Origin of the sequence: Brevibacillus antibioticus, assembly GCF_005217615.1 — a bacterium.
Lineage (GTDB): Bacteria > Bacillota > Bacilli > Brevibacillales > Brevibacillaceae > Brevibacillus > Brevibacillus antibioticus.
The window spans coordinates 5,901,542-5,927,199 of sequence record NZ_SZNK01000001.1; the positions used below are offsets into that span (position 1 = coordinate 5,901,542).

Consider the following 25,658-nt stretch of genomic DNA (forward strand, 5'->3'; position numbering starts at 1 on the left):
CAAAACCCCCTTCTTGCATACAAAACGGTCATGACCGTTTTGTTGACCGCAAGCGGTCGCATCCACCTTTATGAAAAACGTCGAGACGTTTTTCACAGAAAAAAGCCCTCTCGTCTCTTTGATAAGGACGAAAGGGCTTGAAAACCTCACGCGGTACCACCTTATTTGACGTTTTGGACTGAAGGCATACTTCAGCCAAGAAACGCCCGGCTCTCTTTCTTTGATAACAGGTGAAAGAAACCTGTCCAGGTCTTCCCTGGATGCTCTGGGGTGGGTTCAAACCGATTCAAGGGCGAAACCTCTCAGCCGGTGGATTTCGCTCTCTGGACCTGAAGGGCGGTTTTACTATTCCCCGTCATTGCCGCTCACTATGTGCTTATTAATTCACTATTATTCGCTGGGTCCGCAAGAAATGTCAAGAGGCTTATTGAAATTGTTCATTCCCATAAGCACCCATCCGTGATTTGATTTCGAACCGTTTGGTCTTTTGATCGCGTACGAGTCGGTAGCGCAGCGTGCGGTCAGAAGCAAAGGAGGAATTGGTTACGTCTTCCACGGTCACACTGAGTTCTCCATTGCTTTTTTGAACAGTCGTGTTTCGTACCGAGATCAAAGTCGGATAGTCGACGCGGGGGATTGCTACGTATACTTTTTCCTTCACCAGCTTAGTCGTCATGTGGTCGTACATGGCTTCTGCCAGTGGACGGCTCCAAAAACGACCGAAGTACCCCGTTATCTTGTCTTTACTGTCGAAGCGCTTAGGCAATTCCCGAAAGACGAGGCCATCCTCACTCACAGATTTGCCCTTCGCATTGTCCGCAGCAGCATAATATACATTTTCCAGCTGATGCTCGGCTTGCTGCAAAAAGAGGACGACATCCATTTTGTTATCGCCAAGCTTTTGAATGGCAGACTGCTTGGCAGGCTTACTCTGTGTTTTGGGCTTGTTTTTTGCCTGCTCCTGCTTTACTTGCGTCATGCATCCTGTGACGAGCAAAGAGAGAGCGAGAATAAACATCCAATTTTTCCAGTTAACTTTCATGGCGCACCTCACTTGGGATGGGAGCAGTCGTTTAACGTTAGCGTGTGTGTCAAAAAAGACAAATAGCCCAGTAAAAATATGGATAGGGGTTGTCTGTCTCTCGGATTATGTCTATCATGGAGAGAGTTAGACAGATCGAACGATAGAGGTGGAATATATGTTTGGGTTTGGCAAAAAAGCGAAAAAACCGGACGGTATTGATGTGTTGATTATCAAAACCGAGGAAGCGAAAAATCGCAACTTTTATCAGGTTGCTTTTCCGAGCGTGGTAGCGAATGATATTTTGTCCATGTTGCAAAAGTTGGAGAAATCAAAAATGAACAAGCCAGAGTTCCTGGGAGAAATCGGTGCTTTCCGAATCGTGACCCACTTGGAAGCCTTGACTGGTTTTGAAATTTTGGATGACGCGGATGCGGAGGCACAGCCTGTACAGATTCAAGATTTTGCCAACATTCTTTTGCGTCGTTTGGAAGCGTTGGAAGAAAGTGGCAAATTCGACGGAAACGAAGATTTAGCATTCATCATGGGCGAATTGACTATGCTGCGTGATGGAAGCTTTGTACCACAAAACTAATCTTGAGAGCCGTTGGGATAACCGATGGCTTTTTTTCTTTTCCCGGAACTTTTCGTTGAATCACTCGTAGTAATTGGAGTGGAAGTGGATTGGAAAAAATGTTGGAAACGGCGGGGAGAGGGGAGAAGCAGCGGTGATAGAACTGGTCAATGTGATGAAAAGCTACAACGGCACCATAAAAGCAGTTGATCAAATGAATCTCACAGTGCCCAAAGGCGAAATTTTTGGCTTCCTGGGCCCAAATGGAGCTGGCAAGACAACCACGATCAAAATGGTCACAGGTATCATACGTCCGGATCAAGGTGAGATCACGATCAATGGGAAAAATATTCGATCCGAAGCACTCGAAGCAAAACGTCAATTCGGTTATGTACCGGATAGCCCTGATCTTTTTTTGCGCCTGAAAGGTTTGGAGTATGTCAGCTTCATGGCAGATATTTACGAGGTGCCCCAAGAGGTACGAGGAAAAAGAATTTTACAGTTGGCGGATCGCTTTGACATGAAGAACGCGTTGGGGGATCCGATTCAGAGCTATTCGCATGGCATGCGTCAAAAAATCATGATCATGGGTGCGCTCATCCATCAGCCTGAGGTGTGGATTCTCGATGAGCCTTTGACAGGACTCGATCCCAAGTCATCCTTTACGTTAAAAGAAATGATGCGTGAACATGCGGATAGCGGTCGAAGCGTATTCTTTTCGACACATGTACTGGAGGTTGCGGAGAAGCTGTGTGATCGAGTCGGGATCATCAACAAAGGGAAAATCTTGTTCTGTGGAACCTTTATTGAGCTGCGCGAGCGTTATCAGTCAGACGTATCGCTGGAAAGCTTGTTCCTGGAGTTGACCAAGCATGAATAAAGTGCTGATTTTGACGAAGATGATGATGAAAAACGCGGAGCCAGCCTGGAGAGTGGAAAAAGGGAGTGGCTGGAAGACCGCTCTGTTGCTTATTGTCATTGCACTAGGCGTTCTTCCCATGATTGCTTCGGCTGTCATGTTGACTTCTGAGTTGTATGACGGATTGGCGCTGATCGGACAGCAAGGGGCATTACTCGGACTTGGCGTAGCGCTGTCTTCTCTCGCCATCTTTTTGTTCGGGATTTTGTATGTCTCGAATGTTTTCTATTATTCAAAGGATGTCGAGCATTTGTTGCCGATGCCGCTTGCTCCAGGGCATATTCTCGGAGCCAAATTTACTCTTGCACTCGTGTATGAATATTATACAGCGCTAGTTTTCCTGGGGCCGCTGTTCATTACGTACGGCGTGAAAAGTGGCGCAGGGATGATGTATTATCTGCTCGCGATCCTTGTTTTTCTGGTTGTTCCTGTTTTGCCGCTTGTACTGGCTGCTCTTGTCGTAATGCTGTTCATGCGTTTTACGAACGTCAAAAAATACAAGGAGCGCTTCCGTATCATCGGAGGACTGATCGGGATTGGAATTGTCGTTGGTTTTCAAGCACTGTTCCAACGTCAGTCTAGCGGAAGTGAATTTGGCATGGAGCAGTTTCAGCAAATGCTGGCGGCTGAAAATAATGGGCTGTTGGGTCTTGTCACCCAGCTGTTCCCTTCAAGCAATCTGGCTGCCCTTGCTTTGGTAGACAGCGGTACATGGGCGTCCCTCGGTTATCTGGTTGCTTTCATTCTCGTAGGGATTACAGGTATAGCTGCTTTTCTCTACGCCGGAACGTATCTCTACTTTTCGGGCGTGATGGGTATGAGTGAGTCAGTCGCCACAAGAAAAGAAGTCGTCGATACTGCCTTTGCCAAGCTTGTTCAAAAACGTCCGGCAATGCTGGCCTACGCACTCAAGGAATGGAGAATGCTGTGGAGGACGCCTGCGTTTTTGATGAACTGTATGTTGTCCAGTATTTTGCTTCCGATACTCGGTTTGATCCCTTTGCTTAGCCGTCAAGACAGCGGGGAAATAATTGCGTCTATTCAAATTCTCATGCAACCGGGATCGGTAGTAGGTGGTAGCTTGGCGATTGCCTTCGCTGCGTTTCTACTCATGAGTGCCATGAATAGCACCTCCGTAACCGCCATATCCAGAGAGGGACAGGGATTCTTTACGAACAAGTTATATCCCATGCCTTATCGCCACATTCTGTTGGCAAAACTATTCCCAGGGCTGGTACTGAGTGCGGTGAGCATGCTGCTCCTTCTTGCTGAGGCCGTATGGTTTTTACAGCTTTCCCCAGCCTTTATCATACTTGCCATCGGGAGTGGAATTCCGGGGCTGATTTTTATCAACCTGGTCGGAATCCTGGTGGATTTGCAGTTGCCTAAGCTGCGCTGGAGTTCGGAACAGGAGGCTCTCAAGCAAAATCTCAATCCCCTCTTCCCGCTGGTTATAGGTCTTATGGCAGGAGGTCTAGTCGTTCTCGCCAGTTTTTCACTGGGGACATCCTTGCTAGGGACCGCTCTTGGGATTATGGTCCTGTTCACTCTCATCAACATTTTCTTATATCGGCTGCTTGTGACCAAGGGACCAGACTGGTTAGAGCAGATTGAAGGATAGTCAGTGCATAGAGAAAAGGGATATAATTGGGCCGCGAATACAAAGTGCGGCTCTTTTTCATTTGTTTTGAAAAAGTATAACAAAGTTCCGTTTTCATCCCGATACAAGAAAGGGAGAGATCAGACCCAGGAAAATAGACCAATATGGCAGGAATGGATGCTACTGGGGGAGAATTCCAAAAAGAGGGAGTAAGGTTGCGATCATGGAAAGAAAGGAGTTATTGTAAGTCATGGTAAAGCATGTTGTTGCTATCGTTTTTCTCTTGGCACTGCTAGTGGTGCAAAGCGTTTTTTCAGGGAGTGCGGCTGCGGCTGGCATGTATACGGACATAGAGGGACATTGGGCACGTGAGCAAATCGACGAAATGGCCGATCTGGGCATCGTAAAGAGGATAGGATATCAGCCTTTTTACCCAAACAAGCCAGTTACTCGAGGCGAAGCTTTGGCTATGCTGAATCGCGTATTTGAGACCATATATGGACCGATAGAAAAGCCAGTACGCAAGCCAAACCTGGATCAACGCTATCTACTCCGGGGGGAAGTAGATCAACTGCTGAGCAATCTAAAGACCATGATGAGAATCGAAACGGACGATCTGGGCGGGTTTGATCCAGGAGACCGGATGTTGTACTATCTATATTTGGCTGAAACCGGGCACCTGATGAAAAAGCAAGAGAAGGAAAATCCGGACTGGTGGATGTCCAGTGCCGGGATGCAGTGGCCATTGACGAGAGAAGAGGCCAGCTTGATCTTGTTTCATGTGCTAGCACCACAAAAATTCCGTACAGCCAATATTGAACCACAAGATACAGTCTCTTTCTTTAACGGCTATTATAGATGGAAGCGCGACCGATTCTATCGGGATACATATTCACCGTACCCACTGGCGATCCGGGAATTCAATCTGTTTCTCACGGACAAGACCTTTTCTCCGAACAAGATCCTGACGCGTGCAGAATACGTTGTTGTAATGGATCGACTGATTGATTATTATCGGATGGATGCAGCTTCGCAGTTCCGTGGTTCACTTGCGAATCAGCAGCACATCGCACAGGTGTACTTACGAGCAGCGAATTTGGCGTACGAAACAAAAAATCAGAAGCAGCTGTCGGCGCTCTTTACAGACGATGCGCTCAAAAGCATGGCAAAGCTGGAGCAAGTGCCCGCCTACAACGGATCGGTAAAAGTATCGGTCAAGGCAGACGAAAGCAATCCGAAAATCCGCTGGGTGATTGCTCATTATCTAGACCCGAAAAACGGAGACTTCCAGATTGAATATCGATTGGAAGAAGACGCGTCCAACGCTTACGGACGCAAGATCACCTCGCTGATTTACTCACAAAAATAGCACAGGAAAAGGGGCACTAGACAATCGAGTGTCTCTTTTCTTTCCTTTCCTACAAAGAAGCGATAAGTGACGATTGCAACTGACAGAATTTTCGATTACAATAAAAACTGAACGGTGATTCAGTTGGTGGGAGCGTAACATCTCCGGGCATGTAAGACAGCCAAAACGTGGGATGTCATTTTTTAACCCACATACTGAATGAGCATTCATTCAATACAAGACATGTGCTGGTGTACACAGGAATATCTATAGAGAAAGTAGAAGTTTTAAAAATGTACTTCTAGTCTGAATATTAGGTATTCACTGTTGCGAGGCCATTCTTTTTGACCATGAAAAAGCCATGATTAGGTTTTTAAAAGGAGGATTTGGAGATGGAACGCAAAATTCGAAAGGCGGCAGTTCTCGGTTCGGGCGTCATGGGCGCCGGTATCGCAGCACATTTAGCCAACGTCGGTATTCCCACTTATTTACTGGACATCGTGCCGCGTGAATTGACAGCAGATGAGAGTAAAAAAGGACTTACTTTGTCTGATAGCGTGGTGAAAAACCGGATTGCACAAGCAGGCCGTGACCGACTTTTGAAGGAGAAGCCGGCGCCGCTCTACGATAAAAAGAACATCGACCTGATTACAGTTGGTAACTTCGAAGACCATCTTTCTTGCTTGAGCGAGGTCGATTGGATTATTGAGGTAGTTGTCGAGAACATCGAGGTGAAGAAAAGCGTCTTCGCTATGGTAGAAGCGCATCGCAAGCCAGGAACCATCGTGTCTTCCAATACGTCCGGTGTTTCTATCAACGAAATGGCAGAGGGACGCTCTGATGACTTCCGCAGGCATTTCCTCGGCACGCACTTTTTTAACCCACCGCGCTACTTGAAACTGTTGGAGCTGATCCCAGGTCTTGATACAGACCCGCAAGTCATCTCTTTTATGAAGCATTTTGGTGAGCATGTGCTCGGAAAAGGAATGGTCGTTTGTAAGGATACGCCTAACTTCATTGCCAATCGCATCGGTACATATGGATTGCAGGTGTCGATCCACGAAATGGTGCGACTGGGGCTTGGGGTAGATGAGGTAGATGCGTTGACAGGACCGGTCATCGGCCGTCCGAAGAGCGCTACGTTCCGCACACTCGATGTCGTCGGACTGGACACGTACGTGCATGTGGCGGGTAACGTCAGGAACAAAAGCACGGATGAGCAGGAGCGCTCGGTGTTTGAAGTGCCGGAGTTCGTTCTGCAAATGGTGGAGAAAAGATGGATCGGGCAAAAAGCTGGTCAAGGCTTTTTCAAGCAGGTGAAGACGGAGAAAGGCAAAGAGATTATGGCCTTGTCGGTTGACACGCTGGAATACCGTCCAAGTGTGAGGCCAAAGTTCCCTTCCCTCGAAACAGCCAAAACAGCCAAGACTTTACCTGAGAAGTTGAGAGCGCTCGCTTACGGCAAGGACAAGGGCAGTGAGTTTGTCTGGAGTGTCTTCAAAAAGGTATTGCTGTACTCTGCGGAAAAGGCTCATGAGATCGCAGACGATATCGTCTCTGTAGATCAGGCTATGAAGTGGGGCTTCGGCTGGGAGATGGGACCATTCGAAACATGGGATGCCATCGGTCTCGAAAAGTCAGTGGCAAGAATGCGTGAGGAAAAGGAGAAGATTCCGGCACTCGTTGAGGAGCTGCTCGCAAGCGGGAAAACCTCCTTCTATCAACAAGAGCAAGGAAAGCGCAGCGTGTTTTCCATCGGAGGCACCTACAAGGACGTCGAAGAGAGCAAAGAAAACATCAACTTGGCAGCACTTAAGGAACAAGGCAAGCTGATCAAGAAAAATGCGGGTGCCGCCTTGATCGATTTGGGCGATGGAGTAGCATGTCTGGAATTCACCTCTCCGCACAATGCACTTGGGATGGATGTCTTGCATATGGCAAGTCAGGCCGCAGAGGAAGTGCAGAAGAACTTCGCTGGCTTGGTTATCGGTAATCAAGGCAAAAATTTCTGCGTCGGGATGAATCTCGCAATGGCGTTGATGGAAGCACAGGATGAGAACTGGCTGGAGCTCGACATGCTCGTCTCGAATTTCCACAAAACAGCACGAGCACTGCGCTACATGCATCGTCCAGTCGTCGCAGCACCGTTTGGGATGACGCTGGGCGGCGGCGTCGAGGTAGCCTATCTGGCGGATCGTGTACAGGTATCGGCAGAGACATACCTTGGACTGGTAGAGGTAGGAGTAGGACTTCTGCCTGGTGGCGGAGGAACGAAGGAGATGCTGTTTAGAGCAATGGAAAACGTTCCAGAGGGAGGCAGCGTCCCAGTTGATCCGTTCCCGTTCGTGGCGAAGGCGTTTGAAGCTATTGCCATGGCAAAGGTATCTACAAGTGGGCAGGAAGCCATCAATCTGGGGTACCTGCGACCGACTGATCGCATCAGCGTGAATGCCGATCATTTGTTATACGATGCGAAGCAGCTGGTGCTCACGATGGATAAAGAGGGCTACACGCCGCCAGCGCCACGCAAAATTCGCGTCATCGGCGAAACGGGTTATGCGAACCTACGCCAAAATATTTATGCGATGAAGAAGAGTGGATATATTTCCGAGCATGATGAGCTGATCGCAAGCAAAGTTGCCTATGTCATGTCCGGTGGTAACGTGCCAGCGGGTACAGAAGTGACAGAGAGCTACATTCTGGAGCTGGAAAAGCAAGCGTTCCTCGAACTGATCAAGACGCCGAAAAGCCAGCAACGGATGCAGCACATGCTGACCAAAAACAAGCCTTTGCGTAACTAGGGAGAGGGAGGGATAACGATGAGAGAAGCAGTTATTGTCGCGGGCGCCCGCACCGCTATTGGTAAATCGAAAAAAGGAAGTCTCAAGGATTTTCACCCAGTCGATATGGGAGCTGCAGTTGTAAGCGACCTGTTGCGTCGCGTGCCACAGCTCGATCCGGCTGATATCGAGGATATCATCATAGGGACGGCTGTACCGGAAGCAGAGCAAGGCATGAATATGGCTCGCTTGATCGGACTGCGTGCCGGATTGCCGACAAATGTATCGGGAATCACGATCAATCGCTTTTGTTCCTCCGGTTTGCAGACGATTGCTTACGCTGCTCAGCAGATCATGGTCGGCAGCTCCGATGTAGTTGTCGCTGGCGGGGTGGAGAGCATGAGTCTGGTGCCGATGCTCGGTCACAAAATCGCACTCAATCCGACTTTGGTAGAAACGAAGCCGGAAGCGTACATGAGCATGGGCCATACGGCTGAAGAAGTGGCGAAGAGGTACAACATTTCTCGTGAGGATCAGGATGCTTTTGCTCTGCAAAGCCATCAGCGTGCGACCGCTGCGATTGCTTCAGGGAAATTCCAGGATGAAATCGTACCTTTGACAGTCAAGCAGCATTTTGTAGATGAAGCTGGCAAAGTTCTCGTCCAGGAACGTGTTTTCGACAAGGATGAAGGAGCGCGCTCGGACACGACGATGGAGGCACTCGCCAAGCTCAGACCGGTCTTTCATGTGCAAGGCAGCGTAACGGCAGGAAACTCCTCGCAAACGAGCGACGGCGCGGCGGCAGTTCTCGTGATGTCTGCCGAAAAAGCAGCCGAGTTGGGTGTCGAGCCGATTGCCAAGTTCCGTTCCTTTACGGTTGGCGGCGTAGACCCTGATGTCATGGGGATTGGTCCGGTTGTCGCGATTCCAAAAGCGTTGAAGCTGGCGGGAATCAGCTTGGCGGATGTCGATCTGTTTGAGTTAAACGAAGCGTTCGCTTCTCAAGCGATTGCCGTCATTCGCGAGCTGGGACTCGATCCTGAAAAGGTCAATGTAAATGGTGGGGCAATCGCATTAGGGCATCCACTCGGTTGCAGTGGTGCCAAGCTGACCGTCCAGCTTTTGAATGAAATGAAGCGTAGAGGCGGCAAATACGGAGTCGTTACGATGTGTATCGGTGGTGGAATGGGAGCCGCTGGCGTTTTTGAGATGATCTAATTTTAAAATAAGGAGAGGGATAGTTATGGCAGAAACAAAAGATTTGATCCGTGGTGGAAGCTTTTTGATCGATGCAGGTTCAGCTGATGATGTATTTGTGCCAGAAGAATACACCGACGAGCAAAAGATGATTGCCAAGACGACAGAGGATTTCGTCAACAAGGAAGTTCGTCCTCATCTGGAAGAGCTTGAAAACCACCAATTTGATATTTCGGTTCGTCTGTTGAAGGAAGCAGGGGAGCTCGGTCTGTTGGCTGGTGACGTTCCGGAGAAATACGAGGGACTGGGGCTGGATAAAGTCAGCACCGCACTCGTCACAGAGAAGTTCGCGCTGGCTCGCGGCTTTGCGCTCAGCTACGGTGCCCATGTCGGTATCGGGTCACTGCCGATCGTGTACTTTGGAAACGAGGAGCAAAAACAGCGCTACCTGCCTGATCTGGCGTCTGGAAAACGAATCGCTGCCTATTGCCTGACCGAGCCAGGCTCTGGCTCAGATGCGCTGGGTGCGAAAACGACAGCGACTCTCTCCGCAGATGGCACACACTATATTCTCAACGGAGAGAAGCAATGGATCACAAACGCTGGCTTTGCTGATGTATTTGTCGTCTACGCGAAAATTGATGGCGAGAAATTTACTGCCTTTATCGTCGAGCGGACATTCCCAGGAGTTTCGTTTGGACCGGAAGAGAAGAAGATGGGGATCAAATGCTCCTCGACACGCACGGTCATTTTGCAAGATGTACCTGTGCCGGTAGCCAATCTGCTCGGTGAGCCTGGAAGAGGTCATGTGATCGCGTTCAACATCTTGAACGTTGGTCGTTACAAGCTCGCAGTGGGCGCAGTCGGCTCCGCGAAAAAAGCGGTGGAACTCGCGACGAACTACGCAAAAGAGCGCAAGCAGTTCAAAACGCCAATTGCCAACTTTACTTTAATCAAAAATAAACTGGCGAACATGGCAGTGAAAACGTATGCGGCTGAAAGCTCCGTCTATCGGACAGTGGGTCTGTTCGATACAGCACTGACTCGCTTGGGTGAAAAAGCAGATGATGGCGCGGAGGTTGCGAAGGCGATTGCGGATTATGCGATCGAATGCTCGATCAATAAGGTATTTGCCACTGAGGTTTTGGATTACTGCGTGGACGAAGGCGTGCAAATCCACGGTGGATACGGCTTTATGTCCGAGTATGAGATCGAGAACATGTACCGTGACTCGCGGATTAACCGTATTTTCGAAGGAACGAACGAAATCAATCGCATGCTCATCCCGGATACGCTCGTGAAAAAGGCGATGAAAGGCGAACTGCCGCTCATGCAAGCAGCAAGCAGCCTGCAAGCAGATCTGATGAGCTATTATCCAGAAGAGATTGAAGATGCACCTTTGGCTATGGAGAAGCATCTGATCAACATCACGCGCAAAATCATTTTGATGGTGGCTGGTTCTGCGTTGATGAAATACCAACAGGAAATGTCCAAAGAACAGGAACTCTTGGCATTCGCGGCTGACATGCTGATCGAGCTATATGCAATGGACAGCATCGTGAAGCGGACAGAGAAAGCAATGGCGGCAAATGGCCTCGAAGCTGAGCAGCAAAAGCTGGAAATGACCGCTGTCTATGTGCATGAGGCATTCGACCGTATCGAAGGCTGGGCGAAGGAAGCATTGGCGGCGATGGAAGAGGGCGACGAGCTTCGTCTGCGCCTCTCAATCCTGAAAAAGCTGACCCGCCGCACGCCGATCAACACGGTGGCACTAAAACGGTCGATTGCGGACCGCGTGATCGAAGCGGGAGCATATGTGGTGTAGTTCCAAATAGTAGATGGGAAAAGGAGCAAAGCATTGAGCTTTGCTCCTTTTGCATGTAACGCACGTTTCCATTCTTGCGGATATTTGCGATTTGCGGAGGCTTTGGGATTTATTCAATTCAGCGGCAGAATGTGCCAAGTCCCATGCATATTTTGGGAAGCTCTCACGAACGCTAATGGAACATACTTCGGAAAAGGGCGGGAGCTGTAGAAGATGGCGATGAGAGGGTGGCTGAGAAGAAAAAAGACATCTGTCAAAGACAGGATGAGCCACTCGAGTGAGCCTATCCGTGTCCGTGAGATCAGTGAGCAATTAAGTGATAACCTTGCGGAGCTGAATGCAATATTTACGCTGACACCCGATCTGGTCATTCGGACGTTTGCGTGCCGGCATATAGAGGGCATGGTTACACTCGTCTACTTAAATGGCTTGGTTGACAAAAACTCGATTAACAACAATGTGCTTCGTCCGCTATTGTCACACCCAGAGGGTGAAAAATCGAGTATTTTTGATTTGTTATCTGTCGGAAAGGTATCCGTTGCCTACGACTTTCAGAAAGTAGAAACCGAGATTTTGCTTGGGAGCAGTCTTTTGTTTATCGAGGGTCGAAAAGAAGTGCTTGTGATCGAAACGAATGGATGGCCGCAGCGGGCGATAGAAGATCCGCAGTTGGAGGCTGCGCTGAAGGGCGGGCACCAAGGGTTTGTCGAAACGGACGCGCAGAACATTGCCCTCATTCGCCGCTATATTCCCAACCGTGAATTGAAAATAAAAGAAATGTGGTTGGGAGAACGAGGCCTTTCAAAGCTCTCGATCATGTACTTGGCTGATGTGGCGAATCCGGAGATATTACAGGAGCTGGAAGATCGGCTCAAGATGATCAAGGTTGATTCGATTCTCAATGCGTCTGAACTGGAGGAGTATATCGAGGATAATCCTTACTCAATGTTTCCGCAGTTTTTGACCTCAGAGAGGCCGGATACAGTCGCCTCTCACATTCTGCAAGGGAAGATTGCTGTCGTCGTCGATCGCTCTCCAAGCGTATTAATCGGACCGGCTACTTTCGTTTCCTTTTTTCAAAACGTTGACGATTACGGTACGCGTTGGCCTGTTGCCACGTTTATTCGCTTGCTTCGCTATTTAGCTTTTTTGATTGCTACTTTTTTACCCGCGATTTATATTGCGTTAATTTCATTCAATTATGAGGTGATCCCACTCGATCTGATTTTGTCAGTCGGAGAGTCCCGCGAAAAGGTTCCATTCCCACCCTTGTTAGAGGCATTTATTATGGAGCTCACTCTGGAAATGCTCCGGGAATCGGGAATTCGCCTGCCAGCGCCTATTGGGCAAACAGTCGGCATCGTAGGGGGTATCGTGATTGGTCAAGCGGTCGTACAAGCAGGGATTGTGAGCAATATTATGGTGATCGTCGTTGCATTTACAGCGATCTCATCCTTTATTATCCCGAACTACGATATGGCCTCGGCAGTTAGGCTTATTCGATTTCTCATGATGATCCTCGCTGCGATGTTTGGTTTTGTTGGCATTATTGTCGGGTTGATGGCATTGATCGGTCATTTGATTACGCTGGAATCATTAGGTGTTCCTTATGGAGGCCCTCTTGCCCCTGTGCGCTTTGGGGACTGGAAAGATATGTTTATCCGCCTGCCACTGTGGAAAATGAAAGATCGACCCCTGTCAGCCCACACGATTGAGGACCAAAGACAAGGAGATAATCGGCCAAGGGAGGACGGGTGATGAAAAAGTATACGTACAACCAATTGAGCATCCTCCAGTATATTCTCCTCATTCATGGGGCACAAGTAGGGATCGGCGTATTGACGATACCCAGAGAATTGGCGGAGAAGGCGAGCACCGACGGTTGGATATCGCTTTTGATTGGATGGCTTGCCGCAACGCTAGTCAGTCTCGTCATCACGAACATGATGAAGCAGTACCCGGAGAAGACGATCATCGATATATTTCCATTGATTCTGGGCAAGTGGCTCGGTCGTGTCGCTATTGCTTTCATGTTCATTTATTGCGCGGTTGCAGCGTTCGTTTTGCTGATAAATGCCACGGGAATCATTAATGTGTGGCTTTTGTCTCAGACACCGGCATATGTCGTCGTATTCCTTTTTGCGCTGCCGACTTATTTTGTTCTCCAGGGAGGAGTTCGCGCCATTGGCAGGTACGCCGAGCTTGTATTCTACCTTACACTCTGGATACCTTTTGTTCTCACGACGGCTTATCGAGAGGTTCATTGGTTAAACTTGCTGCCCGTAATCAAGGAGGGCTGGCACCCGATATGGGAAGCGAGTAAAACCACGGTACTCTCCTTTCTTGGATTTGAGTTTGGTTATTTCGCTTACCCTTTTCTTCAAAAAAAGCAGTATGCGTCTATCGGCATTGTTATTGCGAATACATTGACGTTGCTCGTGTATATGTCTGTCATCATCGTTTGCTTTGCTTACTTTAGCCCCGATGAAATCACGCAGTATACATGGCCTACGCTCAATTTATGGAAGGCCATTGAGTTCCGGTTTTTGGAACGTGTCGATATTCTTTTTCTCTCTACGTATATGTTTATATTGACAACGACTGCGGTGCCGTACATCTATTTCTGTGTTTTTTCATCCAGTCAGTTATTCGGCATGAAGGATCACCGTAAGCATTTGCGTCTGTTCCTTCTTCTGGTTCCAGTGGTGCTATGGTTTTATACGCCGTCCTTTATCGATCTGAAGAAATCGACAGAAATTTGGAGCTATGCAGGCTTGGGCTTTGCTTATGCGCTTCCTTTACTGGCTTGGGGGCCGATCAGGCTATCGAAACGAGCAGAAGGGGGGAAAAAAGCATGAGGACATTTGCTCGGATTCTGGTATTGAGCTTGCTCGTAACCATGTTGGCAGGCTGCAGGGATCAAATCAATTTGGAGGATGCTACTTTATCGCTAATGGTCGGAATTGATTTGAGCGAAAAAAACGAGCTTCTCTTTTATATCTCAAGCCCGGTGTTCAGTCGGGAGGCAAAGGAAAAATCTGAGGAATACGGTATCCGGTCATCTACCATTAGAGAGTCGAGAATGGGCTTTGATGAGCGAGTGACAGGCTTGACCCAAGCAGGAAAAATTCAAGTGCTTGTGTTCGGGAAAAAGCTGCTGGCTCACCCGGACTGGTTTCGGTTGCTGGATGTCGTTTTTCGGGACGCAAAGTTCAGTGTCAACGCCCGCATGGCTGTGCTTGATGGTCCATTGCATGAGTTGTTTGATTTTAAACCAAAGGATAAGCCTCGTCTGTCTATTCATGTAACAACGTTGATCGACACAGCCAATAACAGAAATCTGACGGTAAAGACGAGGGCGCAGGAGCTTCATCGGCAAATGTTTGAAAAAGGGATGACACCTAGCTTGACTGAGTTAAAGAAAGAAAAGCGGGCGGTCAAGGTAACGGGGACGGCTTTGTTAAAAGAAAATGGAACGTACGCAAGCACGATAGAGCCGCGGGAGACGATTCTTTTGCAAACGCTGCTCTATGAAAAACAAGGGGAATTGTCCGTCACCATCCCGATTAAAGAGCCGGACGATCAAAATCAAATTACGAAAGACAGGATCAGTTTTTTTATCAAGGGCGTCCAAAAAAAAGTGAAAACATCCTATCAGAACGGTCGGTTTCATTTTGACGTTCATTTCAGGCTGCGAGTGTCCATATCAGAGCGAATGTTTCCATACGACATGCAAAAGGACTACAAAAAGATGGAGCGAATGATCGGTGACGAGTTAAAGAAGGAATACATGAGGTTAATCAAGAAATGCCAGGAAATCGGTGTAGACCCGTTTGGGTTTGGTCTCTATGCGCGGGCCTATGAATATAAGGAGTACAAAAAGGTTGAGGATGATTGGGTGAAGGCTTTTTCCAATGCCAAAGTTGAAATCAAGCCAGACGTATCGATCAAGGGAAATGGCGTCGTAAAGTGAAAGGTGAAAGACAGAACCCCCTGGCAATCAGTAAATGCCAAGGGGTTCGTTATTAATAGATCGCTTCCCAGCCAGCAGGAGTAACGAACAGGCGAATCGCCTTGATTTTGCGGTCGTCCATCAGGGTGAAGTAGTGGCGGTAGTTCGGTGGTACGGAGATCAGATCGCCTGGCGCAAGCTCAACGTCGAAGTAACGACCATCTTTCCCTTTGATGGCGAAAATACCGTGACCATCGACGCAGAAGCGGCATTCATCGTCTGTGTGGTGATGCTCGCCCTTGAATTTCACCAGCAGCTCGTCAAGGTTGGGTGTTTTGTCAGAGAGGACGATAATATCCGCTGTCAAGTAACCGCGACGCTTGCTGATCGCATCGATTTCCGGCTTGAAGGTGTCGAGAATCTCTTGTTTTTCCTCGTCTGTCGGGCTGTAGTTATCACGGTGCTTTGGATCAAGGCGATCCACGCCCCATTTTTCGTAAATGATCTCTTGGGTATCCAGGAAGGAGACAACTTCCTCGGGTGCGGAGATGTACTCATTGTTGTCGTGAAAACGAATTTGTGCCATCGTTTATTCCTCCTTAATTGGTGGTTGTAGTGGACACGACTGCTTGGCGCAATTGCAGCCAGCGGGCGTGATACTCGAATAAGAATTCAAAAGCTTCCAGGTGGCGCTTGGCCTCGAAGTCATTGCCGCCCCACGTGTAGATACCGTGGTTACGGATGAGTACACCGGGAACTTCCGATGTAATTACCTTTTCAATTTCAGTAGCCAAGGTCGGAATATCGGCAAAGTTCTCAACAATTGGAACAGTAATGCGCGCGTTTTCTTCCCAGATTCCGAGTCCCTTGATCAGCTCTTGTCCTTGGATGGAGAAAGCGCGTTGTCCAAAGTACAGCTCGGAAATGAGATTATTCCATACGGTATGGACGTGGAAGCAAGCCCCTGCCTTCGGGAACGTTTTGTAGACGACGGCGTGGATGAGCGTTTCCGCGGAAGGCTTGAGAGCAGTTTCATCCACCGGACGCGAGTCTTGATCCACGACCAGATAGTCTTCGGGGGACAGCTTTGTTTTGTCTTTGCCGCTTGCCGTTACGGCAAATTGCAAGGGATCGTTTTGTATTTTAATAGAGAGATTGCCACTGGTGCCGGGAAACCAGTCCCGGCGGGCAAATGTCAGCTTGGCGTCATCCAGACGGCGAAAGGCATCCAGACGTTGTTCGAGTGTTGCAGTCATGAATTAGACGACCTCCTGTTGGACTTGCTGTAAAATGCGAATCACATCGTGGAATGTGGCAAACTTGCTATGCGGCAATTGCAGCTCTTCCGCCTTGTCAGCAAGGAAGTGACGGGCAATCACATAGTCAGCGATTTTAGCTCCAGCCAAATCAGTGATGGAGTCGCCGATGACGATGCGGAAATGGGTTGCTGGATCGTAACGGCGGATGATGGTCGTCTTGCACATGCCGCAGCCGTTTGTGCAATGTTCATCGCAAGCGTTTGGCCACGTAATGGTGATGCGCTCTCCGCTGAAATCACTGCCATTACAGTAGATCGGTACATCGGTAAGATCGAATGGTGCCAGGATAGGCTCCAAGAAAAAGTCGATGCCGCCACTCGTAATCAACAGCTCGATGCCTTCTTCGCGGCAATAGCTCACGAAGTCAGCAAATCCCGGGCGAATGGTCGCTTCCTGGACTATAAAATCAATAATGTCCTGGCGCAAGGAGGAGGGCAAGAGTTGAAACAGCTTGCCGACCCCTTCCTGAACGCTTATTTTTTGCGAAAGGATTTGCTCCGTCAAGGCTTCCCACTCAGGAGGAGCAAACTTGCGGACAATCGCTACAATGTTGTCTTTTTCGGTAATCGTTCCGTCGAAATCGCAGAACAGGACGAGTTTCTTGCTCATCGTACGCCACCCCACTTTTCCAGGGCGATCGCCAGCTCTTGTGATTCCGCGGCAGCTTCTTCCAATGTTCGGCCTGCGGTCACAGCCTCAATCGCGGCAACGAATGCTTTTGCTCCTGCGGTTGCTCCACCGGGATGACCGTGGATTCCGCCTCCTGCATTGACGATTTGATCGAAACCAAAGTCTTGATAAAGCTGTGGAACCAGCCCCGGATGAATACCGGCAGACGGAACCGGGAAGGAACGGCGTACACCATTCAGTGGGGCGGTTAAATGCTTGGCGAGCTGCAACGCTTCTGTCTTGTCCAGAGCGACATTGCCATATGGAGATGGGAAGAGCACCAAATCTGCCCCAGCTACACGCATCAACGTACCGAGCAGAAGTGGGGTGGCGATGCCGTAGTCAGGTGATGGATAGTAAGCGCCTGCCAATGCTGGATGCGCCATGATCGGTACGTGTACATCAGGATCAGCAGCCAAGCGGTGCAGGGCATCGAAGCCAAAGGCCAGCACGTTGAACAAGAGGCAGTCAGCACCTGCATCTACCGCACGTTTCGCTTTTTCGTTCAGCTCATGCACAGGTCCAGTCAGGTTGGCAGCATAAAGGACGGGCTTGCCTGTTTCGACTTCGGTCTCCTGAGCGATTTGCTTGAACGCTTTGATCCGTTCGATAAAAGGAGCGCGGTCATCTGCAAAGAAGATTTCGTCATCTTTCACGAGATCGACTCCACCCAAGGCTTGTGCCAGGAATTGCGTCTTTAGATCTTCGAAAGGAAGACCCAGGCACGATTTGAAAATGCTCATCAAGAGCGGACGGTCATGTGCCCCTAAACGTTCGCGTAGACCATCAATACCGAACTTCGGTCCAGGAAAAGCCTGGAGGAATGAGTCAGGGAAAACGATGTCGACGAGCTTGATCTTGCCGTCCATCGACAGTTTGCCGAATATTCCGGTTAACAAGGATGGAATGTCTGCTGTAAAATTGCGAGTCGGATAGCTGACGGTTATCAAACCGCGTGTTTCTCCGTTTTCCAGTGTTGCAAGCGGTGTCGCACTCACGGCTTCACCGAGATACGGCGCTAGCTCAGCTTGTTTGGCAAGCGGCAGGTCCGTCCAGGAACCGACTGTCATGCCGACAGCAATGGCTTGTGCTTTCTTGTTCAAGTCTGTTGCTTGTGTGAGATAGGTGACGAGGATACGTTGTTCACTCATGGTACGTCTCATCCTCCTTGAATGATTAAAAAAGCCTCCCCATTGAGCGGGGAGGCGGTTGTCGACTATGAAAGCGTCTCGTCTCCTCTCATCTCTCGGGTCAGTAGCCGAGACAAGCCAAAAAGGCTCTATCTCGACTCTTATCCGTTGGAATTAGCACCGTTTCGCTATCCAAGGTACGCATGATGAGCGTACGATTCATGGTATAGCGCCGGTTGCCGGGCATCATAGGGCCAGTCCCTCAGCCAGCTCGCGATAAGAGTTATTCATTTCCCCCATGATATGACGTTCATTGGCAGGAGTCAATCCTTGTTTTTGCAGAGAATGTGCAGCAGGTTATCAGAAAAATGAGACGAAGGTGAAACTTTTTTGCACTTTCTGCGTGGTAAGGGATGAAGGGGTGTGAACGGCTTGGGAAAGTAGGTCTGGAGGATGTGTACCAGCTGCATGTAAACGATATTTACCGCTATCTTTTCCGGCTGACACGAGATGAGAGGCTGGCAGAGGATCTGACACAGGAAACCTTTTGTCGCGCCTACTCTTCCTTGGATGACTACCGTGGGGAAAAAGTACGACCTTGGCTGTTCAAGGTGGCCTATCACGCTTTCGTAGACGGTTATCGCAGGAAGACGAAACACCGGTTTGCGTTTGTGGAAGTCCTGCCAGAGCGACGTGATCATGCAGCGGTTGATCCGGCAGAGCATGTCGTAAACAAGGAGCTGTGGGAAGTGGCCCATGACTATTTGGAGAGACTTCCAGAAAAGCAGAGACAGGTCATTTTGTTGTCTGCCATGCAGTTTTCCTACGCGGAAATGGCAGAGGTACTCGGGATCGAGCTGGCAGACGTCAAGCGTTCCTTGTTTCGGGGGAGACAAAAGATGCGGCAGTTGTGGAGGGAGGAAAGCTGATGATGAACAAGGATGAGAATCATCGCGAGCAAAGGCTGCTTGCTTATTTGCGTGGGGAAATGGCGGAAGAAGATTCGAAACAATTCGAGGAGGAAATAGCCGCTGACGAGGAATACGCACAGCGGTTGGAGAGGCTTTTGCTGGGGGAAGAAACGGGAGAGGACAACGCGAAGATAAAACAGCCTGAAACGCTGTCGGCTGAAAAACAGCGCGCGATTGTTCGCCGGGGGAAATGGAAAAATCGGTTGAGCAACGCTGGATTCACCATAGTGCTTCCCTTTTTGACCGGAGTTGTGTTGCTGATTCTGAATGGCTGGGTAGGGTCGCTGATGCATGAGGATCTGTTCCGCGTTGCGAAGTCGATGGTCAATTTTACTCAACCCGGTGTTAGTGTAGGCGGGAGTGGCTCGCAGGTGGGATTGCTATACGGCAATATCAGCATGGAGCTTCGCGAGAGAGTCGGGTCGGAAGAAAAGAACGCTGGCCGCTTTGAAAGTACAAATGTGTTGTGGAACGTAAATGCCGGGCCGAAATGGACGAATGGAGTCAGGGAGCAAAAGCTGTATTTCCGTTATCCGACTGAGGGAGAAAAGGAGGGTACGATGTTTCTCACTTCACCTGCCTGGACAACGATGGAAAAGCTACCTGAGGGGACCGTTTCTCAGCTCGCGATTTCCTTCGATCACTTCCTGACGTATGAGGAGTACTATGAACTGGTTTCCCGCCATGTTACCTCTTCGGGACAAGATACGGTTTGGTTTGCGGTAGACACAGGGGTGGAGCGCAAGCAAGCAGAAGGTGAGGGGGGCAAACGGTTTCTCGGTCCCGGGTACGTATGGGGGTTTGCTCAGCATGAACTGGATTACGGAAGTGCACCCATTCAGGTAAATGGGGAAGAAGACAGAAGAATGGCTGCCTATTTGGAGGAGATGAAGTACTTATCTGAGCAGGAAGATCTGGCTAGCGATATCGGCAGATCCTTGCTATTTCGTAGGGATCTACAGATAGCGGAGCGATATAGCTATATGCAGGAAAAGGGAGTACGCATCTACGGCGCCGTCCTCACCGGACCTACGAAAGAACTGCTGAAGCTCAAGGCCGAAAAGTCGATAACAGCGGCGTTATTAGGCAAGGTAGACTGGTGGAATTGGGAGAGACCTGCGGCATCGGGAACACATTATACCTACTAGTAGCACGGTGCGAATTTTTGCACAAAAGAGTGTTGACATCGTGGAATCGTTGGTTGTATGATTCAAACTAAATCAAAAACCGAATACGTTTTGGATACCTTATCCAGAGAAGGTGGAGGGACTGGCCCGATGATACCCGGCAACCGACATGACGCCATTCAGACGCGGGAAAGCGACTGATTGACAGGCGACATGCACGGTGCTAATTCCTGCAGAAACAAAAGTGGTCTGGAAGATAAGGGGGACATCAACACGGTTCTTACACGTGACGACAGCGACCTCTTTTCTTCGGGAAAAGAGGTCTTTTTATTGCTCCAGGACACAAACAAAACAGGTAGAGATAGAGAAAAAATACGTAGAGGGGAGTTTTGGAATCATGGCATATCGTGCATTGACTGAACAGGAAGCAGTGGAGTACGTAAAAGGAATACCGGGTCTTTTTAGCGAAGGAGCAGAGTTGACCAGTCGCGAAATCGGGGATGGGAACCTCAATCTGGTTTTTGACATTCAGGAGCCAGCAACCGGTAAGAGCGTCATTGTCAAGCAAGCACTGCCTTTTGCCCGCGTCGTGGGAGAATCTTGGCCGCTTACGATTGATCGTGCACGTATCGAGAGCGAGGCACTCCGCATTCAGCACAAATACGTTCCAGACCTGGTGCCACAGGTGTATCATTTCGATGGGGAACTTGCGTTGACCGTTATGGAAAACGTCGGGGACCACATCATCATGCGCAAAGGTCTGATCGAAGGAAAACGATACCCGCTATTCGCGAAGCAAATTGGCCGTTTTCTCGCGCAAACCTTGTTTTTTACATCCGATCTGGGCGCGCATCCGTACGATAAAAAATCGCTAGTCGGAACATTCATAAATCCAGAATTGTGCAAAATAACAGAAGACCTCGTCTTTACCGATCCGTATGAAAATGCGCCTACCAACGACTTCAACCCGTTGATCCGCCGTGAAGTCGAGGCGATCTGGAACAACAGGCCGCTGAAGCTGGAAATCGCCAAGCTGAAATACGATTTCCTTACACGCTCGGAAGCGCTCCTTCATGGTGACTTGCATACTGGAAGTATTTTCATCACGGAAACCAGCCTGAAAGCAATCGATCCGGAGTTCGCTTACTACGGTCCGATCGGTTTTGACATTGGGGCGGTCATTGCCAATCTGCTGCTCAACTACGCAGGACAGCACGGTTTGCAAAAAGATCAAGGAGAACGGGAAACGTACCGCGAATACTTACTGGAAACGGTCGAGGATGTCTGGAATGAATTCGTTTCGCAATTCGTTCAGCTCTGGCATAAGCAAGCCAAAGAGCGTAGCGCCCATGTCGAAGGACTATGGCAAGGCTACGTGAAGCGCTTGATTCAGGATACAGCAGGCTATGCCGGATGCAAAATCCTGCGTCGTGTCATCGGCTTGGCAGGTGTAGCGGACCTGAATGCCATTGAAGACGACCAGACTCGCGCAGAAGCAGAGCGTCTGGCTCTCTCGATTGGAGAGGCGCTGATTCTTGGTCGCGGCGGCATCGACGAATCGACAGATATTACGGACATCGTACGCACTGTGACCGAACGTTACTATCAGGAGGCTACGACAGTATGACAACCAGCACCCAATTGGCACCCGTTACATGGGAGAATGACGCATTGGTCTTGCTTGACCAGACGCGTCTGCCAGTAGAAACGATCTATTTGAACTTGACCACCTCCGAGCAAGTATGGGGTTCCATCCGACGCTTGGAAGTACGTGGCGCACCAGCGATTGGCATGGCGGCGGCTTACGGGCTCTACCTGGGCATTCGTGGCAGTGAAGCGAGTAACTACGATGAGTTTTGGCAGGAACTGAACCAGCAGGCAGACTACCTGGGCTCTTCCCGTCCGACAGCGGTGAATCTGTTCTGGGCGTTGGATCGTATCAAGGCTCGTGTTGAAAAAGAAAGCGGTGCGTCGATTGCCAATTTGAAGGCGGCAGTGCTCGATGAAGCACTGGCGATACAAAAGGAAGACGCTGAAGTATGCCGGACCATCGGAGAGCATTTGCTCACTCTGTTGCATGACGGTATGGGAATTCTCACGCACTGTAATCCAGGGGCATTGGCTACAGCAGCGTACGGTACGGCTACCGCTCCCTTTTATTTGGCAAAGGAACGCGGCTGGAACCTGAAGGTGTACGCGGACGAAACTCGTCCTGTCCTGCAAGGTGCTCGTCTTACTGCATTCGAATTGCAGCAAGCAGGAATTGATGTCACGCTGATCTGCGACAACATGGCGGCGATGGTCATGTCCCAAGGGAAAGTAGAGGCTGTCATCGTGGGTACAGACCGCGTAGCGGCGAATGGCGATGTCGCCAACAAAATCGGCACGTATGGGGTAGCGGTATTGGCAAAAGCTCACGGCATTCCTTTTTACGTGGCAGCTCCCTTGTCCTCCGTCGATCTGGAGACACCGACAGGCGCAGATATTCCGATTGAAGAGCGTCCAGCTGAGGAAATTACCCACGGCTTGGGCAAACAGGTAGCTCCAGACGATATCAAGGTGTACAATCCTGCGTTCGATGTAACGCCTGCGAAGTACATTACTGCGATCGTTACGGAGACAGGCATTTTCAAGCCGGAAGAGATCGGCAACAGCAAAAAATAAAAGAATCGTTTATAAGCGTTCGCCCTGTTGTTGCAGGCGGGCGCTTTTTGCTCATTTTGGTGTTTTCCAGTAAAATATCCAATAAAAGGGGAGATTCGTATGCAAACGATTCAACGGATAGCCATCAATGAAGATACGTACTTGAAACAATTAGAATTAGCCGATGCTGAGGAGTTATTTTTGCTTACGGATTCAAACCGCAAGAATCTTATGGAGTGGCTGCCATGGCTGAATTATACGAAGAAGGTAGAGGATTCTCGCCAATTCATCCAAGCGACGATCCAGCAGTACAACGATAATCGCGGCATCAACTACGGCATTTGGTACCAAGGGCGTCTGGCTGGAACAGTCGGCGTACATACGGTGGATTGGATCAATAAAAAAACGTCCATCGGCTATTGGCTGGGTGCGCAATTTCAGGGCAAGGGCCTGATGACAGAAGCAGTGGCGACGTACTTGGACGTGTTGATCTTCGGGTCATGGGATTTGGAAAAAGTAACGATTCAGGCTGCTACGGAAAACGACAAGAGCAGATCGATCCCGGAACGATTAGGGTTTCAACTGGAAGGGATACTGCGCCGGAATGAATTCCTTTATGATCATTACGTGGATCATGCCACTTACAGCCTGCTAAAAGAGGAATGGCTTGACTGGAAAACCGATAAAAAATCGTAGGTTGAACTGTATGCTTTGATTGACAATGAAAATTCTGTAAATTACGATGGTGAAGACAGATCAAGAGGGCTGCGCGTGATTCGCAAGCCCTTTTTTAGTCGTGCTGTTAGCTTTGAATAAATAGAGGTGATTTAGATGCAGACACTTCGGCAATTATCTTGGTTTTTTCGTGCCTATTGGAAACGATACGTCATTGGAATCTCAGTGCTGTTTATTATCGATGTCCTCATGCTTTGGCCGCCGAAATTAATCGGGGATCTGGTCGATTCAATTCGCAACAGTTCCCTGACGGACGCTGACTTGACGCAAACAGTGGTCATCTTGCTCGTATTGGGTGTGAGCTTGTATGGGTTGCGGTTTCTCTGGCGGTACTTGTTAAATGGGGGAGCCTTGATTCTCGAGAGGACGTTGCGTGAGCGACTGTTTGCCCATTTGACCAGAATGACCCCGTCGTTTTTTCATCGCAAACGCAGTGGTGATCTGATGGCTGTGGCTACCAACGATATTCCCGCCATTGAACAAACGGCTAGTACAGGAGTGCTTACGCTTGTCGATGCGCTGTTTATGACCTTGTTAACGCTGGGCGTTATGGTGACCTCAATTGATTGGAAGCTGACACTGGCTGCACTGATTCCGATGCCGTTTTTGGCTTGGTCAACGGCGTACTATGGAAAGTTGCTGCATGAGCGCTTTTACTTGGCACAGGAAGCCTTCGGAGAGATGAATGATCATGTTCAACAATCCGTATCGGGTGTTCGGGTTTTGAGAGCATTTGTTCAGGAAAAGGCCGATATTGAGGCATATCGCCGGGTTAGTGAAAAAACGTTGGAGCGAAATGTGAGCGTTTCGCGGATCGATGCCCTTTTCGAGCCGACGATCGGGATTATTATTGGCTTCAGCTTTTTGATCGGTCTGGGCTATGGGACGTATTTGGTGTTCACCAGCGCTATCTCCTTAGGGGATTTGGTTGCGTTCAATTTATACTTGGGACTTTTAATTTGGCCGATGTTCGCCTTTGGTTGGCTGGTCAATGTGTTGCAACGCGGCGGCGCTTCCCACAAGCGTTTTACAGAGCTAATGGTGGAGCAGCCAGATGTGACGGAAGCAGCGAATCCGGTCACGAGCCAAATCGCCAATACCGTAGAAGCACGCCATTTTTCCTTTACATATCCGGGCACTGACAAGCCGGCACTCACCGACATCTCGTTTCGTTTGGGAGAAGGAGAGACGCTCGGGATTGTCGGACGGACGGGAAGCGGCAAGTCGACGTTGTGTCGTTCCTTATTGCATCAATATCAGATGAAGGAACAAGCTCTGTTTATCGGGGGCATCCCGATCGAAGGACTCGCTTTCGATACGCTACGGGAAAAAATCGGCTATGTGCCTCAGGAGCATTTGCTGTTCTCACGGACGATTGCAGAAAATGTTACATTCGGAAAACCACAAGCAACGACTGAGGAAGTGATGCGTGCGTTGGAGCTTGCGGAGATGAAGAGAGATCTGGCGCAATTCAGAGATGGATTGCAAACCATGGTTGGAGAGAAGGGAGTCACCCTCTCTGGGGGACAAAAACAGCGTATTTCCATTGCACGCGCTCTTTTGACGGATGCGGATATTCTGATTCTCGACGATTCACTATCGGCTGTGGATGCGCGGACTGAGGAGAGTATCCTTCGTCATCTGCGACAGGAGCGCGCGGATAAAACGACGATTATCACTGCTCATCGATTGTCTGCCGTACAGCACGCACAACTGATTCTCGTGCTGGATGAGGGGCAGATCGTCGAACGAGGGACACATGACGAGCTGATGCAGCGCAACGGGTGGTATGCGGAGCAGTACCGTCGTCAGCAAATGGAACAGGACGTGGCTGGTTGAAAGGGGGAG

The 25,658-nt window shown here is 49.4% G+C and carries 21 protein-coding genes and 2 riboswitches; of the genes, 16 read left to right on the forward strand and 5 right to left on the reverse strand.

Annotated elements, in window-relative coordinates; translation table 11 throughout:
• Positions 1 to 424 precede the first annotated feature (424 nt).
• The gene (locus E8L90_RS28365; RefSeq protein ID WP_137032762.1) at positions 425 to 1,042 is read right to left on the reverse strand and encodes a hypothetical protein; all 618 of its coding nucleotides are present in this window, start codon (positions 1,040 to 1,042) and stop codon (positions 425 to 427) included.
• 157 nt (positions 1,043 to 1,199) lie between these two features.
• Here E8L90_RS28365 and E8L90_RS28370 point away from each other — a divergent pair, with 157 nt between their 5' ends.
• From E8L90_RS28370 to E8L90_RS28415, 10 genes are all read left to right on the forward strand, one after another.
• On the forward strand, positions 1,200 to 1,616 hold the full coding sequence (locus E8L90_RS28370) for a hypothetical protein (protein ID WP_137032764.1): 417 nt from the start codon (positions 1,200 to 1,202) through the stop codon (positions 1,614 to 1,616).
• Between the two features lie 133 nt (positions 1,617 to 1,749).
• On the forward strand, positions 1,750 to 2,475 hold the full coding sequence (locus tag E8L90_RS28375) for an ABC transporter ATP-binding protein (protein ID WP_137032766.1): 726 nt from the start codon (positions 1,750 to 1,752) through the stop codon (positions 2,473 to 2,475).
• The gene (locus E8L90_RS28380) at positions 2,468 to 4,135 is read left to right on the forward strand and encodes a putative ABC transporter permease subunit (protein WP_137032768.1); all 1,668 of its coding nucleotides are present in this window, start codon (positions 2,468 to 2,470) and stop codon (positions 4,133 to 4,135) included. The genes E8L90_RS28375 and E8L90_RS28380 overlap by 8 nt, the downstream gene beginning before the upstream one ends.
• Before the next feature lie 229 nt (positions 4,136 to 4,364).
• Positions 4,365 to 5,483, forward strand: a complete 1,119-nt coding sequence (locus tag E8L90_RS28385) for an S-layer homology domain-containing protein (protein WP_137032770.1) — start codon at positions 4,365 to 4,367, stop codon at positions 5,481 to 5,483.
• Positions 5,484 to 5,854: 371 nt separating this feature from the next.
• On the forward strand, positions 5,855 to 8,263 hold the full coding sequence (locus tag E8L90_RS28390) for a 3-hydroxyacyl-CoA dehydrogenase/enoyl-CoA hydratase family protein (protein ID WP_137032772.1): 2,409 nt from the start codon (positions 5,855 to 5,857) through the stop codon (positions 8,261 to 8,263).
• Between the two features lie 18 nt (positions 8,264 to 8,281).
• Positions 8,282 to 9,460 carry an acetyl-CoA C-acetyltransferase gene (locus E8L90_RS28395; RefSeq protein ID WP_137032774.1) on the forward strand — a complete coding sequence of 393 codons (1,179 nt, stop codon included), beginning with the start codon at positions 8,282 to 8,284 and terminating at the stop codon, positions 9,458 to 9,460.
• 25 nt (positions 9,461 to 9,485) lie between these two features.
• Positions 9,486 to 11,264, forward strand: a complete 1,779-nt coding sequence (locus E8L90_RS28400) for an acyl-CoA dehydrogenase family protein (protein ID WP_137032776.1) — start codon at positions 9,486 to 9,488, stop codon at positions 11,262 to 11,264.
• Positions 11,265 to 11,477: 213 nt separating this feature from the next.
• Complete coding sequence (locus E8L90_RS28405) at positions 11,478 to 13,022, forward strand: spore germination protein (protein WP_137032778.1); 1,545 nt, start codon at positions 11,478 to 11,480, stop codon at positions 13,020 to 13,022.
• Positions 13,022 to 14,122: a GerAB/ArcD/ProY family transporter gene (locus E8L90_RS28410; protein ID WP_137032780.1), complete on the forward strand. Its 1,101-nt coding sequence runs from the start codon at positions 13,022 to 13,024 to the stop codon at positions 14,120 to 14,122. The genes E8L90_RS28405 and E8L90_RS28410 overlap by 1 nt, the downstream gene beginning before the upstream one ends.
• On the forward strand, positions 14,119 to 15,237 hold the full coding sequence (locus tag E8L90_RS28415; RefSeq protein WP_137032782.1) for a Ger(x)C family spore germination protein: 1,119 nt from the start codon (positions 14,119 to 14,121) through the stop codon (positions 15,235 to 15,237). Before E8L90_RS28410 ends, E8L90_RS28415 begins: the two co-directional genes overlap by 4 nt.
• 52 nt (positions 15,238 to 15,289) lie before the next feature.
• Here E8L90_RS28415 and E8L90_RS28420 read toward each other — a convergent pair whose 3' ends face one another.
• From E8L90_RS28420 to E8L90_RS28435, 4 genes are read right to left on the reverse strand one after another with little or no spacing between them, the layout of a single operon-like run.
• Positions 15,290 to 15,802 carry a cupin domain-containing protein gene (locus E8L90_RS28420; RefSeq protein ID WP_137032784.1) on the reverse strand — a complete coding sequence of 171 codons (513 nt, stop codon included), beginning with the start codon at positions 15,800 to 15,802 and terminating at the stop codon, positions 15,290 to 15,292.
• 13 nt (positions 15,803 to 15,815) lie between these two features.
• Entirely contained in the window at positions 15,816 to 16,472 is a 657-nt protein-coding gene (locus tag E8L90_RS28425) for a methylthioribulose 1-phosphate dehydratase (protein ID WP_137032786.1), read from the reverse strand.
• A gap of 3 nt (positions 16,473 to 16,475) precedes the next feature.
• Positions 16,476 to 17,144, reverse strand: coding sequence for a 2-hydroxy-3-keto-5-methylthiopentenyl-1-phosphate phosphatase (locus tag E8L90_RS28430; RefSeq protein ID WP_137032787.1), 669 nt, complete (start codon positions 17,142 to 17,144; stop codon positions 16,476 to 16,478).
• On the reverse strand, positions 17,141 to 18,355 hold the full coding sequence (locus E8L90_RS28435; protein WP_137032789.1) for a 2,3-diketo-5-methylthiopentyl-1-phosphate enolase: 1,215 nt from the start codon (positions 18,353 to 18,355) through the stop codon (positions 17,141 to 17,143). Before E8L90_RS28435 ends, E8L90_RS28430 begins: the two co-directional genes overlap by 4 nt.
• Positions 18,356 to 18,440: 85 nt before the next feature.
• Positions 18,441 to 18,617: riboswitch (SAM riboswitch) on the reverse strand.
• Between the two features lie 130 nt (positions 18,618 to 18,747).
• Here E8L90_RS28435 and E8L90_RS28440 point away from each other — a divergent pair.
• The 6 genes from E8L90_RS28440 (at position 18,748) to E8L90_RS28465 (ending at position 25,649) form a co-directional block, all read left to right on the forward strand.
• Positions 18,748 to 19,263 (forward strand): sigma-70 family RNA polymerase sigma factor, encoded by a 516-nt coding sequence (locus E8L90_RS28440; RefSeq protein WP_244297439.1) that lies wholly within the window; start codon positions 18,748 to 18,750, stop codon positions 19,261 to 19,263.
• A complete protein-coding gene (locus E8L90_RS28445; RefSeq protein WP_137032791.1) occupies positions 19,263 to 20,453 on the forward strand; it encodes an anti-sigma factor in 1,191 nt (396 codons plus the stop codon). The genes E8L90_RS28440 and E8L90_RS28445 overlap by 1 nt, the downstream gene beginning before the upstream one ends.
• 96 nt (positions 20,454 to 20,549) lie before the next feature.
• Positions 20,550 to 20,695: riboswitch (SAM riboswitch) on the forward strand.
• A gap of 134 nt (positions 20,696 to 20,829) precedes the next feature.
• The gene (mtnK, locus tag E8L90_RS28450; RefSeq protein ID WP_137032793.1) at positions 20,830 to 22,059 is read left to right on the forward strand and encodes an S-methyl-5-thioribose kinase; all 1,230 of its coding nucleotides are present in this window, start codon (positions 20,830 to 20,832) and stop codon (positions 22,057 to 22,059) included.
• Complete coding sequence (mtnA, locus tag E8L90_RS28455) at positions 22,056 to 23,096, forward strand: S-methyl-5-thioribose-1-phosphate isomerase (protein WP_137032795.1); 1,041 nt, start codon at positions 22,056 to 22,058, stop codon at positions 23,094 to 23,096. Before mtnK ends, mtnA begins: the two co-directional genes overlap by 4 nt.
• Before the next feature lie 99 nt (positions 23,097 to 23,195).
• On the forward strand, positions 23,196 to 23,771 hold the full coding sequence (locus tag E8L90_RS28460; protein ID WP_137032797.1) for a GNAT family N-acetyltransferase: 576 nt from the start codon (positions 23,196 to 23,198) through the stop codon (positions 23,769 to 23,771).
• Between the two features lie 135 nt (positions 23,772 to 23,906).
• Positions 23,907 to 25,649, forward strand: coding sequence for an ABC transporter ATP-binding protein (locus E8L90_RS28465; protein ID WP_137032799.1), 1,743 nt, complete (start codon positions 23,907 to 23,909; stop codon positions 25,647 to 25,649).
• Positions 25,650 to 25,658: the final 9 nt, after the last annotated feature.